This window comes from Dysgonomonas sp. Marseille-Q5470 (assembly GCF_951230145.1).
Classification (GTDB): Bacteria; Bacteroidota; Bacteroidia; order Bacteroidales; family Dysgonomonadaceae; genus Dysgonomonas.
In genome coordinates, this window is sequence record NZ_CATNVE010000002.1 from 137,290 (window position 1) to 160,662 (window position 23,373).

General features: G+C 37.3%; 19 protein-coding genes. 7 read left to right on the forward strand and 12 right to left on the reverse strand.

The features are described 5' to 3' along the window. Window positions 1–4: 4 nt before the first annotated feature. Entirely contained in the window at window positions 5–856 is an 852-nt protein-coding gene (gene panC, locus QOX35_RS03865) for a pantoate--beta-alanine ligase (RefSeq protein ID WP_283685857.1), read from the reverse strand. A gap of 229 nt (window positions 857–1,085) precedes the next feature. Here panC and QOX35_RS03870 point away from each other — a divergent pair, with 229 nt between their 5' ends. From QOX35_RS03870 to QOX35_RS03890, 5 genes are all read left to right on the forward strand, one after another. Further along, the gene (locus QOX35_RS03870) at window positions 1,086–1,892 is read left to right on the forward strand and encodes a glycogen/starch synthase (protein WP_135104774.1); all 807 of its coding nucleotides are present in this window, start codon (window positions 1,086–1,088) and stop codon (window positions 1,890–1,892) included. Window positions 1,893–1,989: 97 nt separating this feature from the next. Continuing rightward, window positions 1,990–3,405: a DUF4270 domain-containing protein gene (locus QOX35_RS03875; protein WP_283685858.1), complete on the forward strand. Its 1,416-nt coding sequence runs from the start codon at window positions 1,990–1,992 to the stop codon at window positions 3,403–3,405. 17 nt (window positions 3,406–3,422) lie between these two features. Beyond that, on the forward strand, window positions 3,423–3,803 hold the full coding sequence (locus QOX35_RS03880) for a DUF8478 family putative metalloprotein (protein ID WP_283685859.1): 381 nt from the start codon (window positions 3,423–3,425) through the stop codon (window positions 3,801–3,803). 197 nt (window positions 3,804–4,000) lie between these two features. Beyond that, entirely contained in the window at window positions 4,001–6,286 is a 2,286-nt protein-coding gene (locus QOX35_RS03885) for a TonB-dependent receptor (RefSeq protein WP_283685860.1), read from the forward strand. Window positions 6,287–6,595: 309 nt separating this feature from the next. Further along, window positions 6,596–7,243, forward strand: a complete 648-nt coding sequence (locus QOX35_RS03890; protein WP_135104778.1) for a LysE family translocator — start codon at window positions 6,596–6,598, stop codon at window positions 7,241–7,243. A gap of 12 nt (window positions 7,244–7,255) precedes the next feature. Here the strand turns inward: QOX35_RS03890 and QOX35_RS03895 are convergent, their stop codons facing one another. From QOX35_RS03895 to QOX35_RS03920, 6 genes are all read right to left on the reverse strand, one after another. Beyond that, on the reverse strand, window positions 7,256–8,638 hold the full coding sequence (locus QOX35_RS03895; RefSeq protein ID WP_283685861.1) for a DUF3329 domain-containing protein: 1,383 nt from the start codon (window positions 8,636–8,638) through the stop codon (window positions 7,256–7,258). A 94-nt stretch (window positions 8,639–8,732) separates the two neighbouring features. Continuing rightward, the gene (locus tag QOX35_RS03900; RefSeq protein WP_283685862.1) at window positions 8,733–11,276 is read right to left on the reverse strand and encodes an adenosylcobalamin-dependent ribonucleoside-diphosphate reductase; all 2,544 of its coding nucleotides are present in this window, start codon (window positions 11,274–11,276) and stop codon (window positions 8,733–8,735) included. A gap of 328 nt (window positions 11,277–11,604) precedes the next feature. Then, on the reverse strand, window positions 11,605–12,360 hold the full coding sequence (locus tag QOX35_RS03905) for a zinc ribbon domain-containing protein (protein ID WP_135104781.1): 756 nt from the start codon (window positions 12,358–12,360) through the stop codon (window positions 11,605–11,607). A 111-nt stretch (window positions 12,361–12,471) separates the two neighbouring features. Beyond that, on the reverse strand, window positions 12,472–13,566 hold the full coding sequence (locus tag QOX35_RS03910; RefSeq protein ID WP_252638566.1) for a Nif3-like dinuclear metal center hexameric protein: 1,095 nt from the start codon (window positions 13,564–13,566) through the stop codon (window positions 12,472–12,474). Between the two features lie 151 nt (window positions 13,567–13,717). Next, on the reverse strand, window positions 13,718–14,854 hold the full coding sequence (dnaJ, locus tag QOX35_RS03915) for a molecular chaperone DnaJ (RefSeq protein ID WP_283685863.1): 1,137 nt from the start codon (window positions 14,852–14,854) through the stop codon (window positions 13,718–13,720). Between the two features lie 15 nt (window positions 14,855–14,869). Then, the gene (locus QOX35_RS03920) at window positions 14,870–15,424 is read right to left on the reverse strand and encodes a nucleotide exchange factor GrpE (RefSeq protein WP_135104784.1); all 555 of its coding nucleotides are present in this window, start codon (window positions 15,422–15,424) and stop codon (window positions 14,870–14,872) included. A 397-nt stretch (window positions 15,425–15,821) separates the two neighbouring features. On the opposite strand from QOX35_RS03920, the gene QOX35_RS03925 reads away from it, so the two are divergent. Together QOX35_RS03925 and QOX35_RS03930 are read left to right on the forward strand one after the other, a co-directional pair. Further along, window positions 15,822–16,238, forward strand: coding sequence for a hypothetical protein (locus tag QOX35_RS03925; RefSeq protein ID WP_283685864.1), 417 nt, complete (start codon window positions 15,822–15,824; stop codon window positions 16,236–16,238). 581 nt (window positions 16,239–16,819) lie between these two features. Next, window positions 16,820–18,649 carry an SLC13 family permease gene (locus tag QOX35_RS03930; RefSeq protein ID WP_283686184.1) on the forward strand — a complete coding sequence of 610 codons (1,830 nt, stop codon included), beginning with the start codon at window positions 16,820–16,822 and terminating at the stop codon, window positions 18,647–18,649. A gap of 6 nt (window positions 18,650–18,655) precedes the next feature. On the opposite strand, the gene msrC is transcribed toward QOX35_RS03930, so the two are convergent. The 5 genes from msrC to QOX35_RS03955 are packed head-to-tail and all read right to left on the reverse strand — an operon-like array spanning window position 18,656 to window position 23,372. Then, on the reverse strand, window positions 18,656–19,138 hold the full coding sequence (gene msrC, locus QOX35_RS03935; protein ID WP_283685865.1) for a free L-methionine (R)-S-oxide reductase MsrC: 483 nt from the start codon (window positions 19,136–19,138) through the stop codon (window positions 18,656–18,658). Then, window positions 19,131–19,847, reverse strand: a complete 717-nt coding sequence (locus tag QOX35_RS03940) for a WecB/TagA/CpsF family glycosyltransferase (RefSeq protein ID WP_283685866.1) — start codon at window positions 19,845–19,847, stop codon at window positions 19,131–19,133. The genes msrC and QOX35_RS03940 overlap by 8 nt, the downstream gene beginning before the upstream one ends. A 9-nt stretch (window positions 19,848–19,856) precedes the next feature. Continuing rightward, the gene (locus QOX35_RS03945; RefSeq protein WP_283685867.1) at window positions 19,857–21,008 is read right to left on the reverse strand and encodes a glycosyltransferase family 4 protein; all 1,152 of its coding nucleotides are present in this window, start codon (window positions 21,006–21,008) and stop codon (window positions 19,857–19,859) included. Between the two features lie 34 nt (window positions 21,009–21,042). After that, window positions 21,043–22,143, reverse strand: a complete 1,101-nt coding sequence (locus QOX35_RS03950) for a glycosyltransferase family 4 protein (RefSeq protein ID WP_283685868.1) — start codon at window positions 22,141–22,143, stop codon at window positions 21,043–21,045. After that, window positions 22,140–23,372 carry a hypothetical protein gene (locus tag QOX35_RS03955; RefSeq protein WP_283685869.1) on the reverse strand — a complete coding sequence of 411 codons (1,233 nt, stop codon included), beginning with the start codon at window positions 23,370–23,372 and terminating at the stop codon, window positions 22,140–22,142. Before QOX35_RS03955 ends, QOX35_RS03950 begins: the two co-directional genes overlap by 4 nt. Window position 23,373: the final 1 nt, after the last annotated feature.

The following is a 23,373-nucleotide window of genomic DNA, read 5'->3' on the forward strand; positions in this document are numbered from 1 at the left end:
ATAATTAAGCTTTCGCTTTGTATACAATATTATCTATCAAACGTACATCGCCACAAAATACTGCGATGCATCCTACTATATAATCAGATTCTTGCCAGTTGTTTACCGACTGTAAAGAATCGCCGTCTACTATTTCGTAGTATTCCACATCCAACTCTTCATGTGAATTGAGCTGATTGGTTACTTTGTCTATTACCTCTTTTACGGTTTGGGATTGCATCCATTCCTTACTTTCGAATAAGGTTTTAGATATATTTACAGCCACCTGTTTTTGAGCTGCGTTCAGCCTTTCGTTCCGACTGCTTAGTGCCAGTCCGCTGGGTTCCCGTACTATCGGCATTGGTACAATCTGTACCGGCAGCTCCAGTTGTTTGACCATAGCCCTGATTACAGCCAATTGTTGGAAATCTTTTTCGCCAAAATAAGCTTTGTCAGGTTTTACAATGTCGAACAAACGGCTTACAACTTGTGCTACACCGTTGAAGTGTCCGGGGCGATGCACGCCTTCCATCACTTTGTCAATCTGTCCAAAATCGAACTCTCTTGTATCCGGCTCGGGGTATATTTCTTTTTCGGAAGGAGCAAAGACGAAGTCTACGCCTGCTTTTTCCAGAAATAGGCAATCTTGTTCCAGGTTGCGCGGATATTTTACAAGATCTTCTTTGTTGTTAAACTGTGTCGGGTTTACAAATATGCTGACAATAGAGATGTCATTGTCTGCGATACATTGTTTTACAAGAGAAATATGACCGTTATGCAGTGCACCCATGGTGGGTACGAATCCTATTTTTTTGTCTTTCAGGCGCAATGGTGCAACAACATCTTGTACCTCTTTTACAGTATTTAATAATCTCATCTTTTTCAAAAATCAAAAGCGGATACAAAGCAACTAAATATTTGTGTAACGACGAAACAATCAGGCTTTTTTGTTTCAATTTTAACGAATAAATCTTCACCAAAACAAGGAAGAAAGACCTTAAATTAAAGGGTTGCAGGATTTTGTCTTGTAAAATTTGCAAAAAACAAGATTTTTTTTTATTATCTTTGTACTTTCAATTCAAGAAACAGAAGAGGATTATAATTAAATGGGTACTAAAAAGATTTTATACATCACGCAGGAGATCACTCCTTACTTGCCGGATTCACCAATAGCAACTAATTGTAGATACTTACCTCAAGCAATACAAGAAAAAGGACAGGAAATAAGAACGTTTATGCCGAAGTTCGGCAGTATAAACGAACGGCGTAATCAGTTGCATGAAGTTATACGCCTATCGGGAATGAATCTTATAATAGATGATACAGACCATCCTCTGATAATAAAAGTGGCATCGATACAGGCTGCTCGCATGCAGATCTACTTTATAGATAATGATGATTACTTCAAACGTAAATATACTGTGGCGGATGATCACGGAGTGGAGTTTGACGACAATGACGAACGAAGCATATTCTATGTGAGGGGTGTATTGGAAACAATAAAAAAACTTCGTTGGATACCTGATGTAATCGATTGTCATGGTTGGATGACAGCACTTACAGGTCTTTATATTAAGACAGCATATGCTGATGACCCTTGTTTCAAAAACTCAAAGGTTGTTTACTCTCTCTATAATGATGACTTTAAGAAGCCGTTCAGCAATAAGTTTATCGACAAATTAAAGTTCGACGGAATAAAAGATAAGGAAATCACAGACCTAAAAGGTGTTGTTGATTTCGAAACTCTGGCTAAATTTGCGATTAAAAATGCAGACGGAGTAATACAAAGTGAAGATTTGATCAATAAAGATGTACTCGATTACGCAAGTAAATCAGGTAAAAACTTCCTTCCTTATCAGGGAGATCTGGAAAATTCTGTTGATGCAATCAATAATTTTTACGAGAATCTTTAAAGTATCTAAAATAAAAATAGAAAAATGCTGTTTTATTTCATGAGAACAGCATTTTTTTGGATATTTGAAACCAATTTAATTTAACCCTTAATTTTGAATGAAGAGTAAAGCTTTACTGAGTCTGATAATTACAATCCTGATGGTTGTTTTTATTTCTTGTGATGACGATTTGAACAAGATAGGAAATTCTATACTGCCCGAAGGAGACGATATATTTGTATATGTTGATACTGTTGCCATAACAGCAAGAACCGTATCGCTCGAAGATTCGGTATATGCCAAATCTCAAATGGGGTTATTAGGAAATTATGTGGATCCTGTATTCGGGAACATAAAGTCTGACTATTTATCGGAACTATATTGTCCTGAAAATACTGAGTTTCCACCAAAGACGCTTTCTATCGATTCGACTTTTCTTGAGGTGATTTCAGATCAGTATTTGGGTGATAGTATCGCTCCGTTTGGTATAGCTGCATACAAAGCAACACAGCCTCTTACCGCTAATTTCTTTACGAATATAGATCCGAAGAAATATTGTGATATGTCGCAACCTCTGGGTCAAGGTATATTTACAGTGACTTCTGCTCCGAACAATAGCGGTCAAAGGACGTATTCACTTCGTCTCAAAAAGGATATGGGGCAAGAGTTTTATGATGAATGGGTGAACTCGAAAGGTGCAACATTCAAAAACTCTGATTCTTTCCGTAAATTCTTTAAAGGTATGTATCTTACATCTACCTTTGGTTCGGGAACAATGATTAGCGCGAGTACTACAATATTTAAGGTATATCTTAAATATAATGGCAGAAATGTAGCTGATACTGAAGACTCTGTTCGAGTAGGGGTGTTCAGAATGGCATTTACGCCCGAAGTGATACAGTTGAACCACATTCAGAACAAAAATCCGGACTACTTGTTTACTAACAATGATACACGTACATACATGAAAAGCCCGGCGGGAGTATGTACCGAATTGACAATACCTTTGGCTGAAATAATGAAAAAAGCCGAAGAGACGGGCAAGAAAAATAATAAATTGAACGCTGCTAACTTTAAGATTAAAGGATTCACCGAAGAGGAAGAAAAAACCAATTTGGGAAGACCATCAACTCTTTTGTTTATAAATAAAGATTCTTTGACTAATTTCTTCTCAGATAGGAATAAGAATAGACCGGATGCTAAAACCAGTTTTGTCATGGAGCGGTCATCGACGACTAATATTTATAACTTCGTCTATGGAAATATAGCGAGTAGTACAGTGAATAATATCGCTAACCTGATTAATCACTATATGGATTATTATAAAGGAAAAGACAATATTCCTGATCTTAAATATTTGGTTATACCTGTTTCGACTAAGACTCAATCGTCTACAACGTCTTCAGGGTCGAGTGTTACTATGTACACAAATGTTTACAACTTAATGACTCCTGCTTCAGCTATATTCAGAACAGATGTTAATAATATGAAGATGGGGCTTATATTCAGTAACTATAACAGCACCTCGAAATGATTAGCTAAAAAGATATAGTGTCGAGAAATAAAATAAGATACACAGCCAGAGTATTATTCCTATTGTATATAGGATATCTGGGCTGTGTATCTTATTTTGTACATAGCCACGTCTACAATGGAGTGGTGTATGTACATTCCCACCCATACAAAAAGCTGGCAAAAGGTGGTGACAATAACAGGCAACTTCCATTCGAAACTCATCATCATACCTCAGCCGGTTTCTTTACTTTCAATCAGGTATCCAATCTAGCTTCTTTTGAGGCTGTGTCTTCCCATATCGGTGATATATACATTACCGAGATAACCTTTACATACAAGCAGGTAATACTAAAGGATGTAATTCCTCCTGTTCTGTATTCTGCCAACTATAGAGCACCTCCTTCGTTTCTATCCTGAGACAATATAAAGTCTAATTATGAGGAATTGATTTCCTCCTTATGATTGAAGTGTTCATGCTTCAATCTTTATTCAGTTGACTTATTCCCAAAAAAGTGTAATGCAAATTTCTTCGACGAGATTTGTGTTGCCAATACATCATACAAAATGGTGCATTACTGCATTGTTATTGTACCATTACTATATATTTAATCAATATGAAAAAGATTATACTTTTATCATTCTATATACTATATGCTATAAGTTCTATAGCGCAATCGAAAACTTCATCAATCAAAGGGCATGTCCTCGATGGTCAAACCGAAGAGCACCTTCCGGGTGTAACTGTTTATATCGATAAAACCAAGCATGCTGCCGTAACAGACGAAACAGGGCATTTCTCTATCGACAAAATGCCCGCAGGGACATATATTCTGGTAACTCAGTATATCGGATATGCTCCCATAAGGCAAGAGGTAACTATAGGGCAGGGTGCTACCCGAAATGTAACCATGTACATAGAACCTGAGAATCAGCAGCTCGGCGAAATTGCAGTAACTGCATCTTTGAGGGCTCTCAATCGGAAGATTTCGCCTGTGGTGGTGAACGAGCTTACAACAAAAACATTTGAGGCTACCAACTCCGTATCGCTCTCGCAAGGCTTGAATTATATGCCGGGCTTGCGTGTAGAAACCAATTGCCAGAATTGCGGTACACAAGAAGTCCGCATCAATGGTTTGGAGGGGCAGTACTCGCAAATGCTTATTGACGGACAAGCTGTATTTACATCCCTATCTAAAATGTATGGATTAGAACAGATGCCGACTAATATGATAGAACAAGTAGAAGTAATCAGAGGTGGCGGTTCTGTACTTTATGGAGCAAATGCAATTGGTGGAGTTATTAATGTGATAACAAAAGAGCCGGAGAAAAATTCTTATCAGGCAAAATACAATATGTCTTTGATAGACGGAAAATCGGCGGATAATATCCTGTCTCTCAACTCTTCATTTGTAGACAGGACAAAGACTTCGGGTATTTCATTATTTGCTAATATGCGCCATCGTAATGCATGGGATGCCAATGATGATGGTTTCTCCGAAATTGGAAAAAATAAGGCGACATCTATTGGTTTCCGCAGTTTTACAAAGCCTACTTTAAATGATAAGCTCACGCTCGAATATCACTATATCTCCGAGTACAGAAGGGGAGGAGATAATCTCAATCGCCCACCCCATGAAGCGGAGATAGCCGAGACTACAGATTATAGTATACATGCAGGGAGTGTAGGTTATGTACATTCGAGTGACGATAACAAACGTAAGCTGACGGTGAATGGCTCTATTCAAAAAACAGGTAGAGATAGTTACTATGGCGGCGGTCGTGATCTGAATGGGTACGGTAATACATCCGAACTGGCAGCTACAGGTACTGTTCGCTACGAGGTGAACACCGATAAACTGCTGTTTATGCCTGCTAAATTTACTGTAGGTTTTACACAAGAGTATACAAACCTTCATGATACGATTCATAGCCGGAATATAAAGCAAATTTTGAATGTAAGCAGCCTCTATGCGCAGAATGAGTGGCGCGATGACAAGCTGACCTTCATTGTCGGAATAAGAGGTGACAAGCATAATAAGCTGAGTAATGTAAATATCATTCCCCGGTCAAGCATTAGATACAGGGTGGGGGAGAAAGTGAATTTACGTGCAGCGTATTCGATGGGATACAGAGCTCCCGAAATAATAGCTTCTGATCTGGATGTGCCTGTTATCGGAGGAAAGGCTACGATTACTGTTCTTGGTGAAAACCTGAAACGTGAATATTCGAATGCGATCAACGGAGGATTCGATTATACTTTGTTTAATAATAAGTTTTATTCCTATTTTCTTGTTGAAGGATTTTACAATAAGATAAACAGGGTGTTTATAGTAGAAGAAACAGGAACCGACGCTATGGGTAATATTATAATGACCCGCAAAAATGGTGATGGTGCATACGTATATGGGTTAAATATGGAAACGACAATACAGCCTATCGACTGGCTTGAGCTGCAAGGTGGATTTACTTGGCAGAGAAGCCGCTATACAGAGCCTGTAAGCTGGTCGTCAGAGTCGTATGTAGAACCTGTGAAGAAGATGCTCCGATCACCTGATACGTACGGATTCTTTTCGGCAACCGCTACGCCTAAGAAAAGCTATGCCGTTTCCTTGTCGGGTGTGTATACAGGCTCTATGTTGGCTCCCCACTTTGCCGGTGCAGAGGGTGTTGATAAAGATGTGACTGTAAAAACACGCAGCTTTGTGGATATGACCGTGAAGTTGTCTTATTTCTTCAATCTGAATGCTACTAACAAAGTGGAGATTAATGGCGGAATACAGAATATGTTCAACCAGATACAGAAAGATTACGACAAAGGCCCTAACAGGGATTCTGAGTATATTTATGGACCATCATTGCCTCGTACATTCTTTATTGGTCTTAAGATAAGTTCTATATAAAAAAGAAGGTGTCTCAAGAATGCCCTAAGACTCTTGGGGCACCTTCTTCAAATTTCCTTTTATTCTCCACTTTTCAATTTTTTATTTAACAAGATAAAAGAAAATATAAATTGATATTTTTAAACCACCGATGATGATTCGATTAGATTAAAAATCCTTAATCTCAAACTCGGTTTTACCGCATTTGTGTCATATTCTAAGATTTTGATACTATCTTTGTGAAGCTGAGAGGGACTCTTAACTATAAAAAAATGAAACCTTATAGTTTTTCCCTGTTGACAGACAGGGTGTTCCACTAATATATAGTTAATGGTATATATCATTATAAAAGGATTATTTATTGGTTTTTTATCTTCTGCTCCTATGGGACCTGTTGGTATGCTGTGTATTCAGCGTACTCTGAATGAAGGAAAGAAGCAAGGGTTGATAACCGGACTCGGAGCCGCTGTGGGTGATATGCTGATAGCATTACTTGCTATTATTGCAGCTTTAGGTCTAGGGTTCAGCACCGAATTTATTCAACAACACGAAGGCCCTCTTAAGATTGTGGGTAGTGTCGTCCTCATTGCTTTCGGGTATGTAGTTTTTAATAAAAACCCGTCGAAAAGCCTTACTAAACTAAAAGAAAATGCCATGTCTTTCTGGAAGGTCTTTGCATCTTCGCTAGGACTTACCGTTTCCAATATCGCTACGTTATTTCTTTATATAGCCCTGTTTGCTCGCTTCAATGTGATTGATGCAGATAAGCCTTTCGGGTACGATCTTCTTACCATATCTTTTATTGGTATCGGAGCTATGCTGTGGTGGTTGCTGGTTACTTACTTTGTTAATAAACTGCGATCCCGCTTCAATCCCAGAGGGCTTCAGATATTTAATAAGATCATAGGGGTACTATTGGTAGGTCTGGGTGTAGCCGGTATTATTACAGGTACACTGATGGGAATAGATATCTTCTAGCTTAATCCCGTTTCAATCTTTTAATTTGATCCTTATCCCATAATAGCGAGACATTAGCTCCTCTGAATATGGGTCTTCTCCGTGTATGTACGAACTTCCGTTGTATCGTGTAAATTCACAATAATCTAAACCTTTTTCTTTCGCTTGTTTTATAGCAACTTCCCGTTGTGCTACTATCTTGCTGTATGAATTAATTTCTTTCCAGCCCAGATAAAAGGTAAATAAAAAGGCTATCAGTGATACTGATACTACGATAAGTCTTATTTGCCTCAAAAATACGTTTTTATAATCCAGGTTGTAAAAGCAGATGCCTATGGCAATAATAAGGAAGGTGACAACGCCGAAAAGTGCTCTGCGGGGGAATGTAGGTGAAGCCAGCATGGCGTATACCGCTGCAATAGCAGCTACTGCATATATAAGCACAAGCTTCATTTTGTCTTTTTTATCTCCTCTCGAGAAACGACTGAAAGTGATAACGGAAATGAGAGTAATAAGAAAAAGAGGTCCGCTATAATAAAAAAATGTAAGCGTCCACATAAATAGACGGTAACTTAAGTTGTATAGGCTGAATGATGTGGATTCACCCGCTCTTACAAAGTTTCCCGGAGCAGTTATCATGATGATAAAGCCTATAATAGCTCCGGCAAATCCAGCAATAGCCCAAACAGGAATAGACCACTTGTGCGAACGGTAATATATGAAAAAGCCTATAACAATCACTAACATTGCAGCCGCTGTGTTTTCGTTTGTCCATCCGGCTAGTATTCCCGGTATGAAAATACACATAGAGTAAAAAGCTTGTAATATAGGCCTTGATACTCTTCCTGTATACAGCCTGAAGGGCAAAAGGAATAGTAAAATCAGCCATGTTCCCCAAAGGTAGTTGGCAGAGCCCGTTAGCCAAAAGATGGTATCGCCAATTACGGGTTGTGAAAACCATACTCCAAGATTGACGGTTAAGAATAAGAAGATGCTATTTTTTGTTCTTCCTTTGATGTGCAGGTAGATTAAGAAGATATAGCTTAAATAAACTAGTGTATTTAGTAGATCTGCTACATCGGTAGGGAGCATTAGCAGTATTTGTGCGATAAAATGAACAACGGAGCGTCCTCCCCACATGTAGTAATGGTTGACTTGAGAATGTATAATGTCCTTGATCGAAGTGATACGACCTTCTTCTCCGTAGATAAAGAGATATGCAAAGTCATCGGATATAATAGGAGTCAATCTGTTTAGTGAATATAGAGCTGTGAAACAGATTAGTATCACAACTATCCAACACGCCCTTATCTTTGTTTTGGTGTTGCTGATAGAATATAAGAGTCTCTCCGTCTTGCTATATATTTTTCGAAAAAGAGATACTCCATGGTCGAAACTGTTGTTCTGGGCGTACATGAAGTTATTGTAAGTTTGCTACAAAAATACAATAAAAAACAAAAGCAGCAAGAGGATTTGTCTTGCTGCTTTGTTATTATTATTGAAAAATGCTTTATCCGCATTTCGATGCACCACAGTTTGTACATTTCATACAACCTTCTTGATATACCAATGTCTCTAGTCCACAGACAGGACATTTTTGACCTTTGGCTTCTGTTTCATTCGGTAGGTATTTCTTCAGTGCACGTTCAACACCATTCTTCCATGTGTTGATAGTTTCGCTATTGAGTTCAAGTCCCTGAACAAGTTTTACAACCTGATCGATAGGCATTCCGTAACGCAACACTCCTGATATTAGTTTGGCGTAGTTCCAAAACTCTGGGTTGAACTTGCCGTTCAGTCCTTCGATTGTTGTTTTATAACCTCTCTTATTCTTAAATTGGAAGTCGTATGAACGTTGACCTTCGTCGTTCATTGTTTTGATAATCACACCTTGATTGATGTTCTTCGGAAGCACAAGGCCTTCGTCGTCGTCCGACAATCCGGTAAAGATCTCGTAAGGGCGTCCGTCTAATAAGCCGATGAAAGCAATCCATTTTTCCTTGTTGTTTTGGAATTTGATGACATCCGCAGCCAGTTCGCGAGGGCGTTCCATTACTATCTGAGGGCGTTCGTAGCAGTCTCCGCAGTCTTCTTCTTCCTTTTTGCTGTCGTTAGCAATAAGAACTCCGGCGCGCGATCCGTCACGGTATACAGTACATCCTTTACATCCGCTTTTCCATGCTTCTATATAAAGTTGGTTCACGAGGTCTTCCGAAACATCAGATGGCAGGTTGATGGTTACGCTGATAGAGTGGTCTACCCACTTTTGGATGCGTCCCTGCATTTTTACTTTCTGTAGCCAGTCTACATCGTTTGAAGTAGCCTTGTAGTAAGGCGATTCGGCAACCATCTTGTCTATTTCTTCATTTGTATATCGCTTGGCAGCAGGATATCCTTTGCTTTCCATCCATGTTACAAACTTATGGTGGAATACGACATATTCTTCCCAAGAGTCTCCGTTTTCGTCAACAAAGTCTACACGTACTTCCTTGTCGTTCGGATTCACTTTGCGGCGACGTTTATACACCGGGAGGAATACCGGCTCGATACCTGATGTCGACTGTGTCATCAAGCTTGTTGTTCCTGTAGGTGCTACTGTAAGACATGCTATGTTGCGACGTCCATATTTTTCCATGTCTTTGTATAGTTTCGGATCAACTTCAGCCAAACGATTGATGAAAGGATTGTTTCTTTCACGTTCGATGTCGAATATTTCGAATGCTCCACGTTCCTTCGCCAGTTCCACAGAAGCACGGTATGCAGCAATAGCCAGTGTGCGGTGTACTTCTTCGGCAAAAGTTGTAGCTTCTTCTGTTCCGTAACGCAAGCCCATAGCGGCAATCATGTCGCCCTCGGCTGTGATACCTACTCCTGTACGGCGGCCTTGTAGTGTTTTCTTACGGATTTTTTCCCATAGATGTCTTTCAGGCCATTTTACTTCTTCGTTTTCAGGGTCAATTTCTATCTTGTTCAGGATCTTATCTATCTTCTCGGTTTCAAGATCGATAATATCGTCCATGATTCGTTGTGCGAGTCCTACGTGTTTTTTGAATAGTTCGAAGTCGAAATATGCATCTTCCTTGAATGGATTCACTACGTATGAATATAAATTGATTGCCAATAGACGGCAGCTGTCATAAGGACAAAGAGGGATCTCACCACATGGATTTGTAGATATAGTCTTGAATCCAAGGTCTGCATAGCAGTCCGGCACAGATTCTCTGATGATGGTATCCCAAAACAATACTCCCGGTTCGGCCGATTTCCATGCATTGTGAACTATCTTTTTCCACAGGTCGGTAGCGTTAGTGTCTCTTACTGTAGTCGGGTTGTTCGAGTCTATCGGGTATTGCTGAGTATACGGTGTTCCGTCTACTACTGCTTGCATAAAGGCATCGTCTATCCTTACCGAAACATTGGCGCCTGTAACTTTCCCTTCTATCATTTTGGCATCAATGAACGATTCCGAGTCAGGGTGCTTGATAGATACGCTAAGCATGAGGGCTCCGCGACGTCCATCTTGAGCGACTTCACGTGTAGAGTTGGAATATCTTTCCATAAAAGGGACAAGTCCGGTAGATGTAAGAGCTGAGTTCTTTACCGGAGATCCTTTAGGACGTATGTGTGATAAATCGTGTCCAACACCTCCACGGCGTTTCATTAGTTGTACTTGTTCTTCGTCGACGCGTATAATAGCTCCGTACGAATCCGATGATCCATCCATGCCGATAACAAAACAGTTCGACAATGATGCTATTTGATAGTCATTGCCTATTCCTGTCATTGGGCTTCCTTGTGGCACAATATATTTAAATTGGTCAAACAAGTCGTATAGCTCTTGGGTAGTGAGTCCATTTTTATATTTTGATTCTATACGGCCTATTTCGTTCGCCAATCTCCAATGCATATCTTCGGGCGATTGTTCGTAGATATTGCCTGTCGCATCTTTTAGGGCATATTTGTTAACCCATACTTTAGCGGCTAGCTCATCACCGTTAAAGTAATCAAGTGCGGCTTTATACGCCTCGTCAAAAGTGTAAACCTTCTGTGCCATTTGTTTATGTTTTTTATATAAATTATTTTGTCTGTTTCTCTTGATTTTTTTTTGTTAATGCAATATTACAGATTATGTGATGATGAAACAAATTTTGCAATATATATTTATTAACAAAGTAAAAAGTTTTCCATTTTAAAATTTAATTATCTGAAAATTAGATGTGTAAAAATTATATATTGGAGAAAAGTTTTCCATTTTGTTTTTCACTGTATAGTAAATAGAACAAGATGTGGAAGATAATGTTTAAGAAAAAAGCAAAAAAAATAATCAGAAAGATCTTTTTAACCTTTCCGATTATTTGTAAAATATGTTATTTTCTGATAAGTTACTCTGCTGCTATTAGTTCCGGATCAATCATGATACGACCACAATATTCGCAAACGATAATTTTCTTACCGATTTTGATATCCATTTGTTTTTGTGGTGGAATTTTGTTGAAGCAACCCCCGCAAGCACCACGCTCTATACATACAACAGCCAAACCGTTGCGTGCACTTTTGCGAATTCTCTTGAAGGCTTGTAATAAACGAGGTTCTACTTCGGCCTCGATATCTTTCACTTCGTCGCGAAGTTGTTCTTCTTGTTGCTTTGTTTCAGATACAATGCCATCCAGTTCTTCTTTCTTTTGAGCAAGGTCGGCAGCACGTTCGCTAAGAAAAGCTTTGCTCTTTTCTATTTGCTCAGCAAGGCTTTTAGAATCCTGGCTAAATTCGCGGATACGTTTTTCTGAAAGCTCAATTTCCAATGTTTCGAACTCTATCTCTTTGCTGAGGTGATCAAACTCACGGTTGTTGCGAACATTATCAAGCTGTTCTTTATATTTTGCAATTTTGAGCTCGCTGTCTTTTGCTTTTTGCTTTTGATGCGAAATTGCAGTATCAGCTTCTTTTAATTCAGCCTCGTGTTTTTTGATACGAGTTTCCAATCCGATGATTTCATCTTCAAGGTCGGCTACTTCAAGAGGAAGTTCTCCACGTAGGATTTTGATATTATCTATTTCAGATAGTTTCAGCTGTAGATGATAAAGCGTATGTAGCTTTTCTTCTACCGTTACTTCTTTTTCTGTAGATTTTTTTGCCATAAGATATTTTTGTTTATTGAATTTCTATCATAAAAAAATGCAGTAATCGAATAGCTTCAACTATCTTCTTACTACATCATCCGTAATAAGCGGGAGTAGGTCACCGCCTGATTACAAATATTTTACAGGATTTACGTCAAACCCTGACATATATACTGCAAAGGTAGGATATTTTTTTGAAATAATATCGAAAAAAATATTCTTTGTGAAAATTTCAGACTCGTAATGTCCTATCACTGCAAGCAATATTTTATCTTCTACGTCATAGAAGTCGTTATACTTAGCCTCTCCCGTGATGAAAATATCGGCGCTGTAAGAAACTGCTTTCGGAATAAGAAATGCCCCACTGCCGCTGCATATAGCCACATCGCGTATGGGTGTGCCACGCAAAGGCGAGTGTTGCAGCATATTGAGGTGGAATGTGTCTTTGAGCAAGTATAAGAAATCTTCTTCGTCCATCTCTTCGGGCAGCGTACCCACGATACCGCTTCCGGCTTTACTCCACTCGTTTTGTAAAGCGTAGAAATCGTATGCGGGTTCTTCGTAGGGATGTACGGAGATGAGTGCGCGCAAAACTTCCGACCGCTTGTATACAGGCAATACCATTTCGATGCGTGTCTCGGGTTCGGTGTGCAATTCGCCTATTTCGCCGCAGTAAGGCTTGGCTTCATCACCTGCTCTGAATGTTCCTTCTCCTGTAATATTGTAGCTGCACGAGTCGTAGTTGCCTATCGATCCGGCTCCTGCATTGAACAATGTATTGCGCAAAAGCTCGGCATGTGAATGTGGAACAAAGGTTACAAGCTTAAGTAGTTTGTCCTTTTGCGGATCAAGAATCCTTACATGTTGCAGGTTGAGCATATCAGCCAAATACTGATTAATTCCTTCCGAGGCATTATCCAGATTGGTATGGGCTGCATATACAACGATGTCGTGCTTGCATGCCTTTATCATGCAGCGTTCGATATAATTTTTGCCTGTGAGAGATTTGAAGCTGCGGAACGCCAGAGGATGGTGCGATATGATCAGATTGCAGCCTAAGGCTATCGCTTCGTCCATTACGGCCTCGGTGACGTCTATACAAACAATTGCGCCTTTGGCTTCCTGATGTATATCTCCTATTTGCACTCCACTATTATCAAATCCTTCCTGCAAAGGAATAGGGGCAATCTGTTCTATGACATGCAGAATATCTTTAATCTTCATCGCTCGCTGTATTTGTATAAACATTAGGTTATAACAAAGATATAATAGAAAATGAAATATTACATCATTTATATAGATCAGGAGAAATAAAAAAGCAACTCTCCCTTATAGAAGGAAGAATTGCTTTTTATTTATCTAAATAATATTGAGATTAATCGAACATTTTTCTGAAATGAGTGAATATTTTCTCTTTTACCGATTTGCTAGGCTGAAAGTTAGGAGAGTTTTCCAATCCTGTGAGGGTCTCTTTCTCTCTGTCGCTCAGGTTTTCGGGGATATAGACACTGATATTTATCAACAAGTCTCCCGTGCCGTATCTGTTGATGCTTGGCAAACCTTTATTTTTGAGTCGCAAAACCTTACCCGGTTGTGTTCCCGGTTCTATCGTTACCTTTACCTTTCCGTCTATAGTAGGTACAACGACATTACCACCTAGTGCGGCTGTAGAAACACTTAACAGTAGGTTGTAAACTATATCATTGTCGTCTCTGAACAGCTCAGGATGCGGTTCTTCTTCTACCAAGATAAGCAAGTCGCCATTTATACCACCATGGCGGGCTGCATTTCCCTTACCACTCATCGATAGTTGCATGCCTTCTGCTACTCCGGCAGGAATGTTGATGGTTATCACTTCTTCTTCGCGGGTGATACCTTCTCCGGCACAGTGAGCACATTTTTTTGTAATGGTCTTTCCTTCACCGTTACATGTCGGGCAGGTAGACTGTGTCTGCATTTGCCCCAAAATGGTGTTCATCACACGAGTAACAACACCCGAACCTTTACAGGTCGAACATGTTTCGTAGGCTGTACCTTTGTCGGCTCCTGTACCTTTACAGTGCGTACAAGAAACAAATTTGTTTACTTTTATTTTTTTCTCTACGCCCGATGCGATATCTTTCAGAGATAATTTGACTTTTACACGAAGGTCTGAACCTCTGTTTGTTCTAGGGCCACGTTGCCCGCCAAATCCGCCAAATCCTCCTCCAAAGTGCCCGCCGAATATATCGCCAAACTGAGAGAATATGTCATCCATCGAGAATCCTCCTGCGCCGCCAAATCCGCCCGGAGCTTCGTGTCCGTATCTGTCATATTTGGCACGTTTCTGCTCGTCGCTCAGTATTTCGTAGGCTTCGGCAGCTTCCTTAAATTTTTCTTCTGCCTCACTGTTTCCCGGATTTTTGTCGGGGTGATACTGAATTGCTTTTTTGCGATATGCTTTTTTTATTTCCTCAGATGTTGCGGTCTTGGTTACCTCCAGCACTTCGTAGTAGTCTCTCTTTGTTGCCATCGAAATATTCTTGTTTTATTTTGCAACAATTACTTTAGGATATCTGATGATTTTATCATCGAGTGTATATCCTTTCTGTATACTGTCTATGATTTTGTCTTTGTCTTCTTCGCTCTGAGCCGGAATAGTAGTTACCGCCTCATGCTTATCGGTGTCGAATGCATGACCAATGGTTTCTATCTCTTTTACTCCGTGCTTGGTGAGGAAGTTTGAAAACTTGCTGTATATAAGATCTATACCTTCTTTTACAGCATCTATGTCTTCCGTTTTTGAGATGTTGTCTAATGCTCTCTCAAAGTCATCGACTACCGCTATGATGTCAAGCAACACTCTTTCGCTACCTGATTTAAGCAGCTCGGCTTTTTCTTTCAATGTACGTTTGCGATAGTTGTCGAATTCAGCATTAAGGCGCAGGTAAGAGTTGTTGAGCTCATTGTATTTTGCTTCCCAATCGGTCACATTGTCACTTGCTTCGTCTCCTGCATTTTCTTCTGTCTGATTATTTGTCAGATTGTCTGTTTCTACAAATTCATCTCTTTCAAGATCTTTATCAGAAATATCCTCTTTCATATTTTATATTTATTTTATTTTCAGCTAATAACAAAGATATTGTCAACAAATTAACAAGCGTAATTTATTGTATCCAAATTGATGTTGATAAGTATATAGCAAAAGGCTTGCCAAAATTCTGATGGAGTCTCAATTCTTAAATAAAATATCGATTGTATTGCAAAGGAATATATAGAGTATCTTTGTTGTGCTGAACGGATTGATATATCCTTAAATTGTCAAGTTTTATTTTTTTGAGATATATAAAAAGTAAATGCAACGAAAAAGACTCGTATTGCATCATAATATTATAGGAGATGAACTTGCTTATTTCTATTCAGAAAGTGTTGCTAAAATAAAAAGATCTAGTTTGAAAAAATAATATATTGCTAATAAATAACCCCAAAGTGTATAGACGATGAAACATAAAATGCTACTAATACTATTGTTCGTTGGTTTTGCTTTTACATCTTGTGATAAAGGCGATTTTGAATATGAAGATAAATTCAAGGATAGTCAGGAAGCTTGGAATCGTTTTAAGAAACAAACCAATAACACTTATGGATATACAACAACAGGAAGTACATGGGTTGGTTATTCGTGGCAAACCACTATTAGTGTTTGTAATGGCAAAGTAAATCAGCGAAGCTTTAAATATACCGGCTATCCGAGTGAAGTAAATCCTAATCTTGAATTGGAGTGGACTGAAACAGAATTGGAACTAGGTAGTCATAAAGATACGCCGGCATCGGATGCTTTAACTCTTGATGAAGTTTATCAAAGGGCGGAACAAGACTGGTTGAAAAAAAAGGAAGGGCACAGAAACTTACTTTGAAACAAAAAATAATGGAATGATTTCCTTGTGTGGTTATAATGAGAAGGGTTGCCAAGATGATTGTTTTACAGGGATAAGTATCAGAAGTATTATCGGAGGTATTATTGATTAAAAATATATTTTTGACATTCGTGTAACATTTTAAAAATATTAGCGTATAACATAATGTGTGAACATTCTTGTTTTTGTAGTGTTTTAGAGTATAATTTATAGAAAGATATTCCTTTTTCACATATAAGTATCTTTGTACACAGAAGCGTGTTTGTATGTTGTTGTTTTCTGAACGGAACGGAGTCTTGCTTGTAGACTGTTAAGCCTTAGGCGCTTCATTCTGTTCGGAGACAACTAAATTTCTCTCCTTAACAAGCCGTAAGAGAATCCTTCGTATAATATCCCTTTTTCTATAAAAAGACTTCGTACTCAACGAAAGTGAAAAAATACAAACAATTCTTATCTTTTTATTGTTGTTGTTAGAAACAAGTAGGTGGATGAATCAGTATTTTTTATCTTTGCATTGTTTACAAACTGGAAAGGAATTATAAACAATTACGCAAATGGAACTTTCGTCTTTACTATCTCCTATCAATATAACATTAGCAACTTTGTTGGTCGCTTCTTTTTTCTTCATGCGGGGAAAGGTTCGCTCAGACCTTGTGGCTGTATGTGCTTTGCTCATATTGGCATTAACCGGAGTGTTGACTCCTACCGAAGCATTAGCCGGTTTTTCTAATTCGGTTGTAATTATGATGATTGGTCTCTTTGTGGTAGGAGCAGGTATTTTCCGCACGGGGCTGGCAAAGATGATAAGTAGCAAAATACTTCAGACTGCAGGACAGAATGAGAATAAACTCTTTATTCTGGTCATGTTGGTTACGGCCTCTATCGGGGCTTTTGTGAGTAATACGGGCACTGTGGCCGTGATGATGCCTATTATTGTGAGTATGGCTGCGAGTGCCAATATAAGTCCACGTCGTTACCTTATGCCTTTGGCTTTTGCCAGTAGTATGGGTATGTTTACGTTGATTAGTACACCTCCCAATCTTGTGATTCAGAATGCGCTTGTTGATGCAGGATATGAGGCATTATCCTTTTTCTCGTTTGCGCCTATCGGTTTCATTGCGTTGGGTATTGGTGTTGTAGTTCTTTTCTTCTTGAGTAAGCTGCTTGTTTCAAAGAGTGATTCATCATCGGGCAAGAAGAAAGAAGGAAAATCTTTGGTTGAATTGGCTCAGGAATACCAACTGCAACAACAATCGTACAAGGTAGAGGTAAAGTCTGATTCGCCTTTGTTGAACAAAACGCTTGCCGAACTAAAGATTGCTTCAACCTACGATATCAGTATCAGTAAAATTATACGCAAGAATGTTAATTCGAGATTCAGAAAAAAGTTTGTAGAGGAGGTTGCAGGCCCCAAATCGGTAATATTGAAAGATGATGTATTATATTGCCTCGGAGATATAGAAAATATAGAAAGATTTGTTTCTGATAATGATCTCCATTTGGAGAAAAAATCCGATGAAACTCCATTCGCAGGATTTCAGGAGTCGGGTATTGCAGAGATATTTATTATGCCTAATTCCAGATTAATAAATCGTACAATTTCTGAAATTAGTTTCAGGGAGGAATATAACGTAAATGTGTTGGGTATTCAGCGTCAGAATGAATATAAGATGCGGGACATTAAAGATACTAAGTTGCATTCGGGGGATGCTCTTCTTATACAGGGTACTTGGAAAGATTTGGCAAACTTAGACAACAGGCAGGATGATCTGGTGCTTGTAGGTCAACCACTGAAAGAGGCAGCTAAAGTAACATTGGATCAGAATGCTCCTATTGCAGCCGGTATAATGATATTGATGGTATTGGCAATGGTGTTAGAGATTCTACCTTCGGTGATTGCTATTATGTTAGCTGCTGTGCTGATGGTGGTAACGGGCTGTCTTCGTAATATGGAAGAAGCGTATAATAGCATAAACTGGGAAAGTGTAGTACTGATTGGTGCAATGTTACCGATGGCTACTGCTTTTCAGAATACAGGAGTAGATACTCTTATCTCAGGTTCTTTGGTTAATCATTTGGGAGATATGGGCCCTTATGCGTTGCTTGCAGGGATTTACTTTTGTACGTCTTTGCTCACTATGTTTATAAGTAATACTGCCACAGCGGTGCTGTTTACGCCTATAGCCTTAAAGGCTGCTGAGGGGATGGGCATAAGTCCTTATCCGTTCTTGTTTGCTGTAGCAGTTGCGGCCAGTATGTGTTTCGCTTCTCCGTTTTCTACACCGCCCAATGCATTGGTGATGACTGCGGGGCGTTATACCTTTATGGATTATATGAAGGTCGGCTTGCCTTTGCAAGTGATTATGGGAATAATTATGATACTGGCCCTTCCTTTATTGTTTCCTTTCTAAAACGATTTAATTGATTTTATCTTCAAGGAGCTTCACTATCTGCTCAAGGTAGAGAGCGTCCGTTTTGTCGAAATGATTCAGGTATTCACTATCTACATCTAAAACAGCGATTACGTCGTTATGGTTGAATAGAGGCACTACAATTTCGGACAGCGAAGCGGCATCACAAGCTATATGTCCGGGGAATTCGTTAACATTCTCTACTATAACTGTTCGCTTTTCTTTCCATGCTGTGCCGCAAACGCCTTTGCCATATTTGATACGGGTACAGGCTATTGTTCCTTGGAATGGGCCGAGTACAAGTTCTTCTCTTTTTACTATATAGAATCCTACCCAGAAAAATCCAAATGTCATTTTCAAGGCAGCAGATATATTTGCCATATTGGCAATAGTGTCTGTCTCCCCTTCGAGTAAGCCTTTTAGCTGGGGTAGGAGAGTGATGTATTTCTCTTCTTTGGAAGAGGAGGATATGTGGAGGTGTTCAGCCATTTATTTTTTCTTTAATAATATAAAAGATAAATTTAGTATTTCCTATGATGTATCGTTTCCACATTCTACGAGGTTCTTTGATTAATCTATATAGCCACTCTAATCCATTTCTTTGCATCCATTTAGGAGCTCTTTGTATGTTGCCTGCATAAAAGTCAAAAACAGCTCCTATGGAGCATATATGATCTACCTCTAAATTATCTTTATTTTCAAATGCCCATTTTTCTTGTTTTGGTGCTGTCATACCAACAAAAAGAACATTAGGTTTAAACGCATTTATTTCATTTATCATAATTCTATTTTCTTCTATAGAAAATAGAGATTTATATGGTGGTGAGTATGTTTTGATTTTAACATTGGGATATTCAAGAGCAGCTTTAACTAATATTTTTTGTAATATCTCGTTTTTGCTACCTAAGAAAAAACAACTTCCACAGATATTGTTCAATCGATTCATTTCCCATTGAAATAAATCAAATCCTGCAATCCTTGTTAATTTATTTCCTGATAGTATTCTTTTGGCCCAAATAATACTTTGTCCGTCTGGTAATACATAATCGGATTGCAATAATACTTTAGCAAATTGCTGATCTTTTTTTGCTACATTATATGAATGGGCATTAATTGTATTTATTAGAATACTCTTCTTTTCTTTAGAAGATATATCATTAAGATTTCTTAGGGTATTGATTGTCTTTAAGTTGAACATAGATAGTGCTTATTTAATAGAATTACTATATATATTTAGCAATATTTTTTTATTTATTTCAGGAGTGTATTTATTTAGATAAGAGTCTCTAGAATTTAAATAAAACTCTCTTTTTTTTTCAGAAGAAATGCTTTCCCATTCCTTTAATTTTTTTACTAAATCTTTTGGGTTATTTGTTTCAAACAAAAGTCCATTAAATTGATCCTCAATCATGGATGGCATTGCTCCAAGATTACTGGCTAGAACAGGAGTCCCTAAAGCTAGAGCTTCAATAATAGTCATTGGCATTCCTTCGTAACAAATTGAAGGGAAAACTAATATAGAACTATTTTGCATATAATAAACTACGAGCGTTTTTTCTAATTTTCCTAAATATTGTATATTTGGATGTTCCTTCCCAGCTAATATTACTTCATTTACAAGCGGACCGTCTCCCCCAATCTTAATAGTATAATGAACTTTCTTGAAAGCTTCAAGTAAACATTTTATACCTTTTTCCTCACAGATTCGCCCTATGAATAAAAAGTCCGATTTTACTGAAGTATATCCTAATGATGGATTTTCTGAAAAGTTTGGTTTTATTATAAATCGGTCTTTATCTATGCCAATATAGGATTCTGTAAATAGTTTCTTCGCAAATTCAGTTAATACAATATATTTTTGAGGCATATTCCATGTGCCTAATATTTTATGAAACCAAACAATGAATGCAAGCCAGAATGTTTGTAAATAAGAGTCTCTATATACCTTATCTTTTATCGCTTGGAGAGGAAAATATGTTTTTATACTTTTGGTGTATATTTGCCCTTTATGCATTAATATTGCAGATGGACAGATTAACCTATAATTGTGTAGAGTTATAATCAGTGGAATATTATTTTTCTTTATGGTTCTAATAATTAATGGACCTGTGGCATAATGCCAATTGTGTAAATGTACAATATCTGGCTGAAATGATTTTATTTTCCTTCTAACTTCAATTGCTGCAAAAATATTCCATATAGAAAAAAGGAATTGGAACAATCCTTTCAATCCTTTTTTATTTTGAAAGGAAATCTTTTGAATATTATTGTCTTTTGCTAATAAGGAATATTCCTGTTGAAAAACAGAGTCTTCACCTCCTTCTTGTTGATAGTGTGTATGAATAAGAAGTATTTTCATTTTAGTGACAAGAATTAAATAATTAAGAGCTAGTTTATACTTGTAATTTATATAGTACTTGTATGTATTCGGATGCTATTTTATGCCAGTCAAAACGATCACGTTCTTTAAAATTATGCTCTCCTATTATTTTTAATTTTTCTTTGTTTTTTGATATGTTGATTAATATATTTCTTAAGTCTTCTTTATTGTTGAAAAAATACCCATTGACTCCATCTTTTATAATGTCATCAGCCACTCCGATGTGTCGAGTTATTACGCATCGTCCAAGAACGTAAGGCTCAGCAATACATAATCCAAAAGTTTCTGAATTAGAGGATATAACACCTATATTAGACTGTAAGTAGAACTCTTTTATTTTATCCATAGAGCATTGACCAGGAAATATAATTTGCTTTTTTACTCTCATATCATGGGCTAACTTCTTCATTTTATCAAGTAACTCTCCTTCTCCTGGTAGGTATAAACGAGAATTAGTATCATTTGTTTCGTATACATACTCAGAAAAAGCCTGAATAAGTATATCTTGATTTTTTCCAGGCCTGAATTGAGCAGGGAAAACTAATTTTAAGTGATCAGTATTACATTCTTTATAGTCATCGAAGAAATAATTAGAAACTCCTATTGGTAATAGTATTATTTTAAAATTCAATAATTTAAATTTCCTTTTCAAAAAAGTACAAGAACATATAATCTTATCAGAAAATAAAAGTAATGCAGAACCGATCAATAATCTTCCAATGAAAGCTTTTATTGGGTGCAAATTATTTCTATACGAATGAATCGAGTAGATAACTTTAAAACGATAACGTAAATATAATTTGATTCTAGCAATTGTTATCAATGCCAATTGCCAATTTGTTTGAACATGAATTAATTTTATATTGTTGTTGACAATATAATCGATTATCAGCTTTGTATGATGTTTATAATTACTATGTGTTTCCAAGCCATCTAGATGAAGTATTGGTATATTCAGATCTTTTAGAGCCTTAATCAAATTAGCTTCTTGTTCTTTCGAACTTGTTACCGCATGTATGTTTTTATACTGTTTATGTATAGCTTTTATTTGTTCAACGAGTAGTGCTCCTACACCATTATTGAAACCTCCATCAACAAAAAATAAGATTTTCATATAGTTGTTAGATTTTGTCTTTTTACATATAAATAGATATATACAGCCAAATAGGAAGAGACTAAAGGACTAGTATATGCATGGCCTCCATATATGGCATGTAAAACATATAGACTTAAGCCTATTGTAAGCCAGTATGATAGTAAGTCTTTATTTTTTAAATAACTTTTTATTGTTTTGCATAGGATATTTAAAGGGAATATCAGAATTAAGATTGAGAAAAGGAGACCATAAGTTCCTATTAAATCTAAGGGATCTACTTCTACCCCTTTTGGTCCATTTAATCCTAATATATATTGTATAGAGATACTAAATTGTACTCCGATACCAAGTAACCAATCAAATAAAGAGAACTTCTCAAATGTTTCAAAAGATGCTTCTATAAGATAATCTCTTCCTGACATTTCCATGAAAATTCCTATAATATCACTATATTTTTTAGATAAGTATGAATCGCTAAGAATTGAGTTTACGATAAAGCTAATAGATTCAATAAGACCAATGGAGAAAATGAAGATAACTATTATTTTTTGTTTAAAAGAACTTCTGTAATCTTTTGTATTATTAAAAACTATATTAAAGAAGAAACATAGCATTATTGCACCTGTTCCAAAATAACAAGCCATTGAACCAACGAAAACAGTCCCGATTGACATAATTAGAGTTGCTATTAAATATAATACCTTTTTTGTTTTCAAAAAACAAAAACAAGACAAAGCATTTAATAGCAATATTGTTAATCCCACATCATTCATTGCGATGAAAAAACCTTTAGTGCCAAAAGAGTCTTCTAAATATGCATTATAACCAAAACCAAGAAAATAACTTAGTATCAATACTAAAGCGGCAGCTAAACCATAGCCAATTGCACAGTTTAAAATAGTCCAAATATTGTCAAAATATTTGTTCTTCAGTAAAATGCTTAATACGCAAAAGATATATAAAACTTTGATGAGATTAGAAATTGAAGATATTAAAAAATATCCCATTATAATGTGATAACTGAAACTAATAAAAGAAATAACTAAAATAAAAAAAATATATTTTGAGAATATGTTTTTAAGTAGATAAGGCAAGGCATAAATAACCACAGCACCCCTATAAAGAATACCAACCATACTCTCCCCTTCTCCTGATGCTCCTTTAAGATAACCGTTAAGACAATCTATAATAATAGGAAAGAACAAAAGTAGGAACGGGTACAAATATCTTTTTTGTAAAATGCTCATT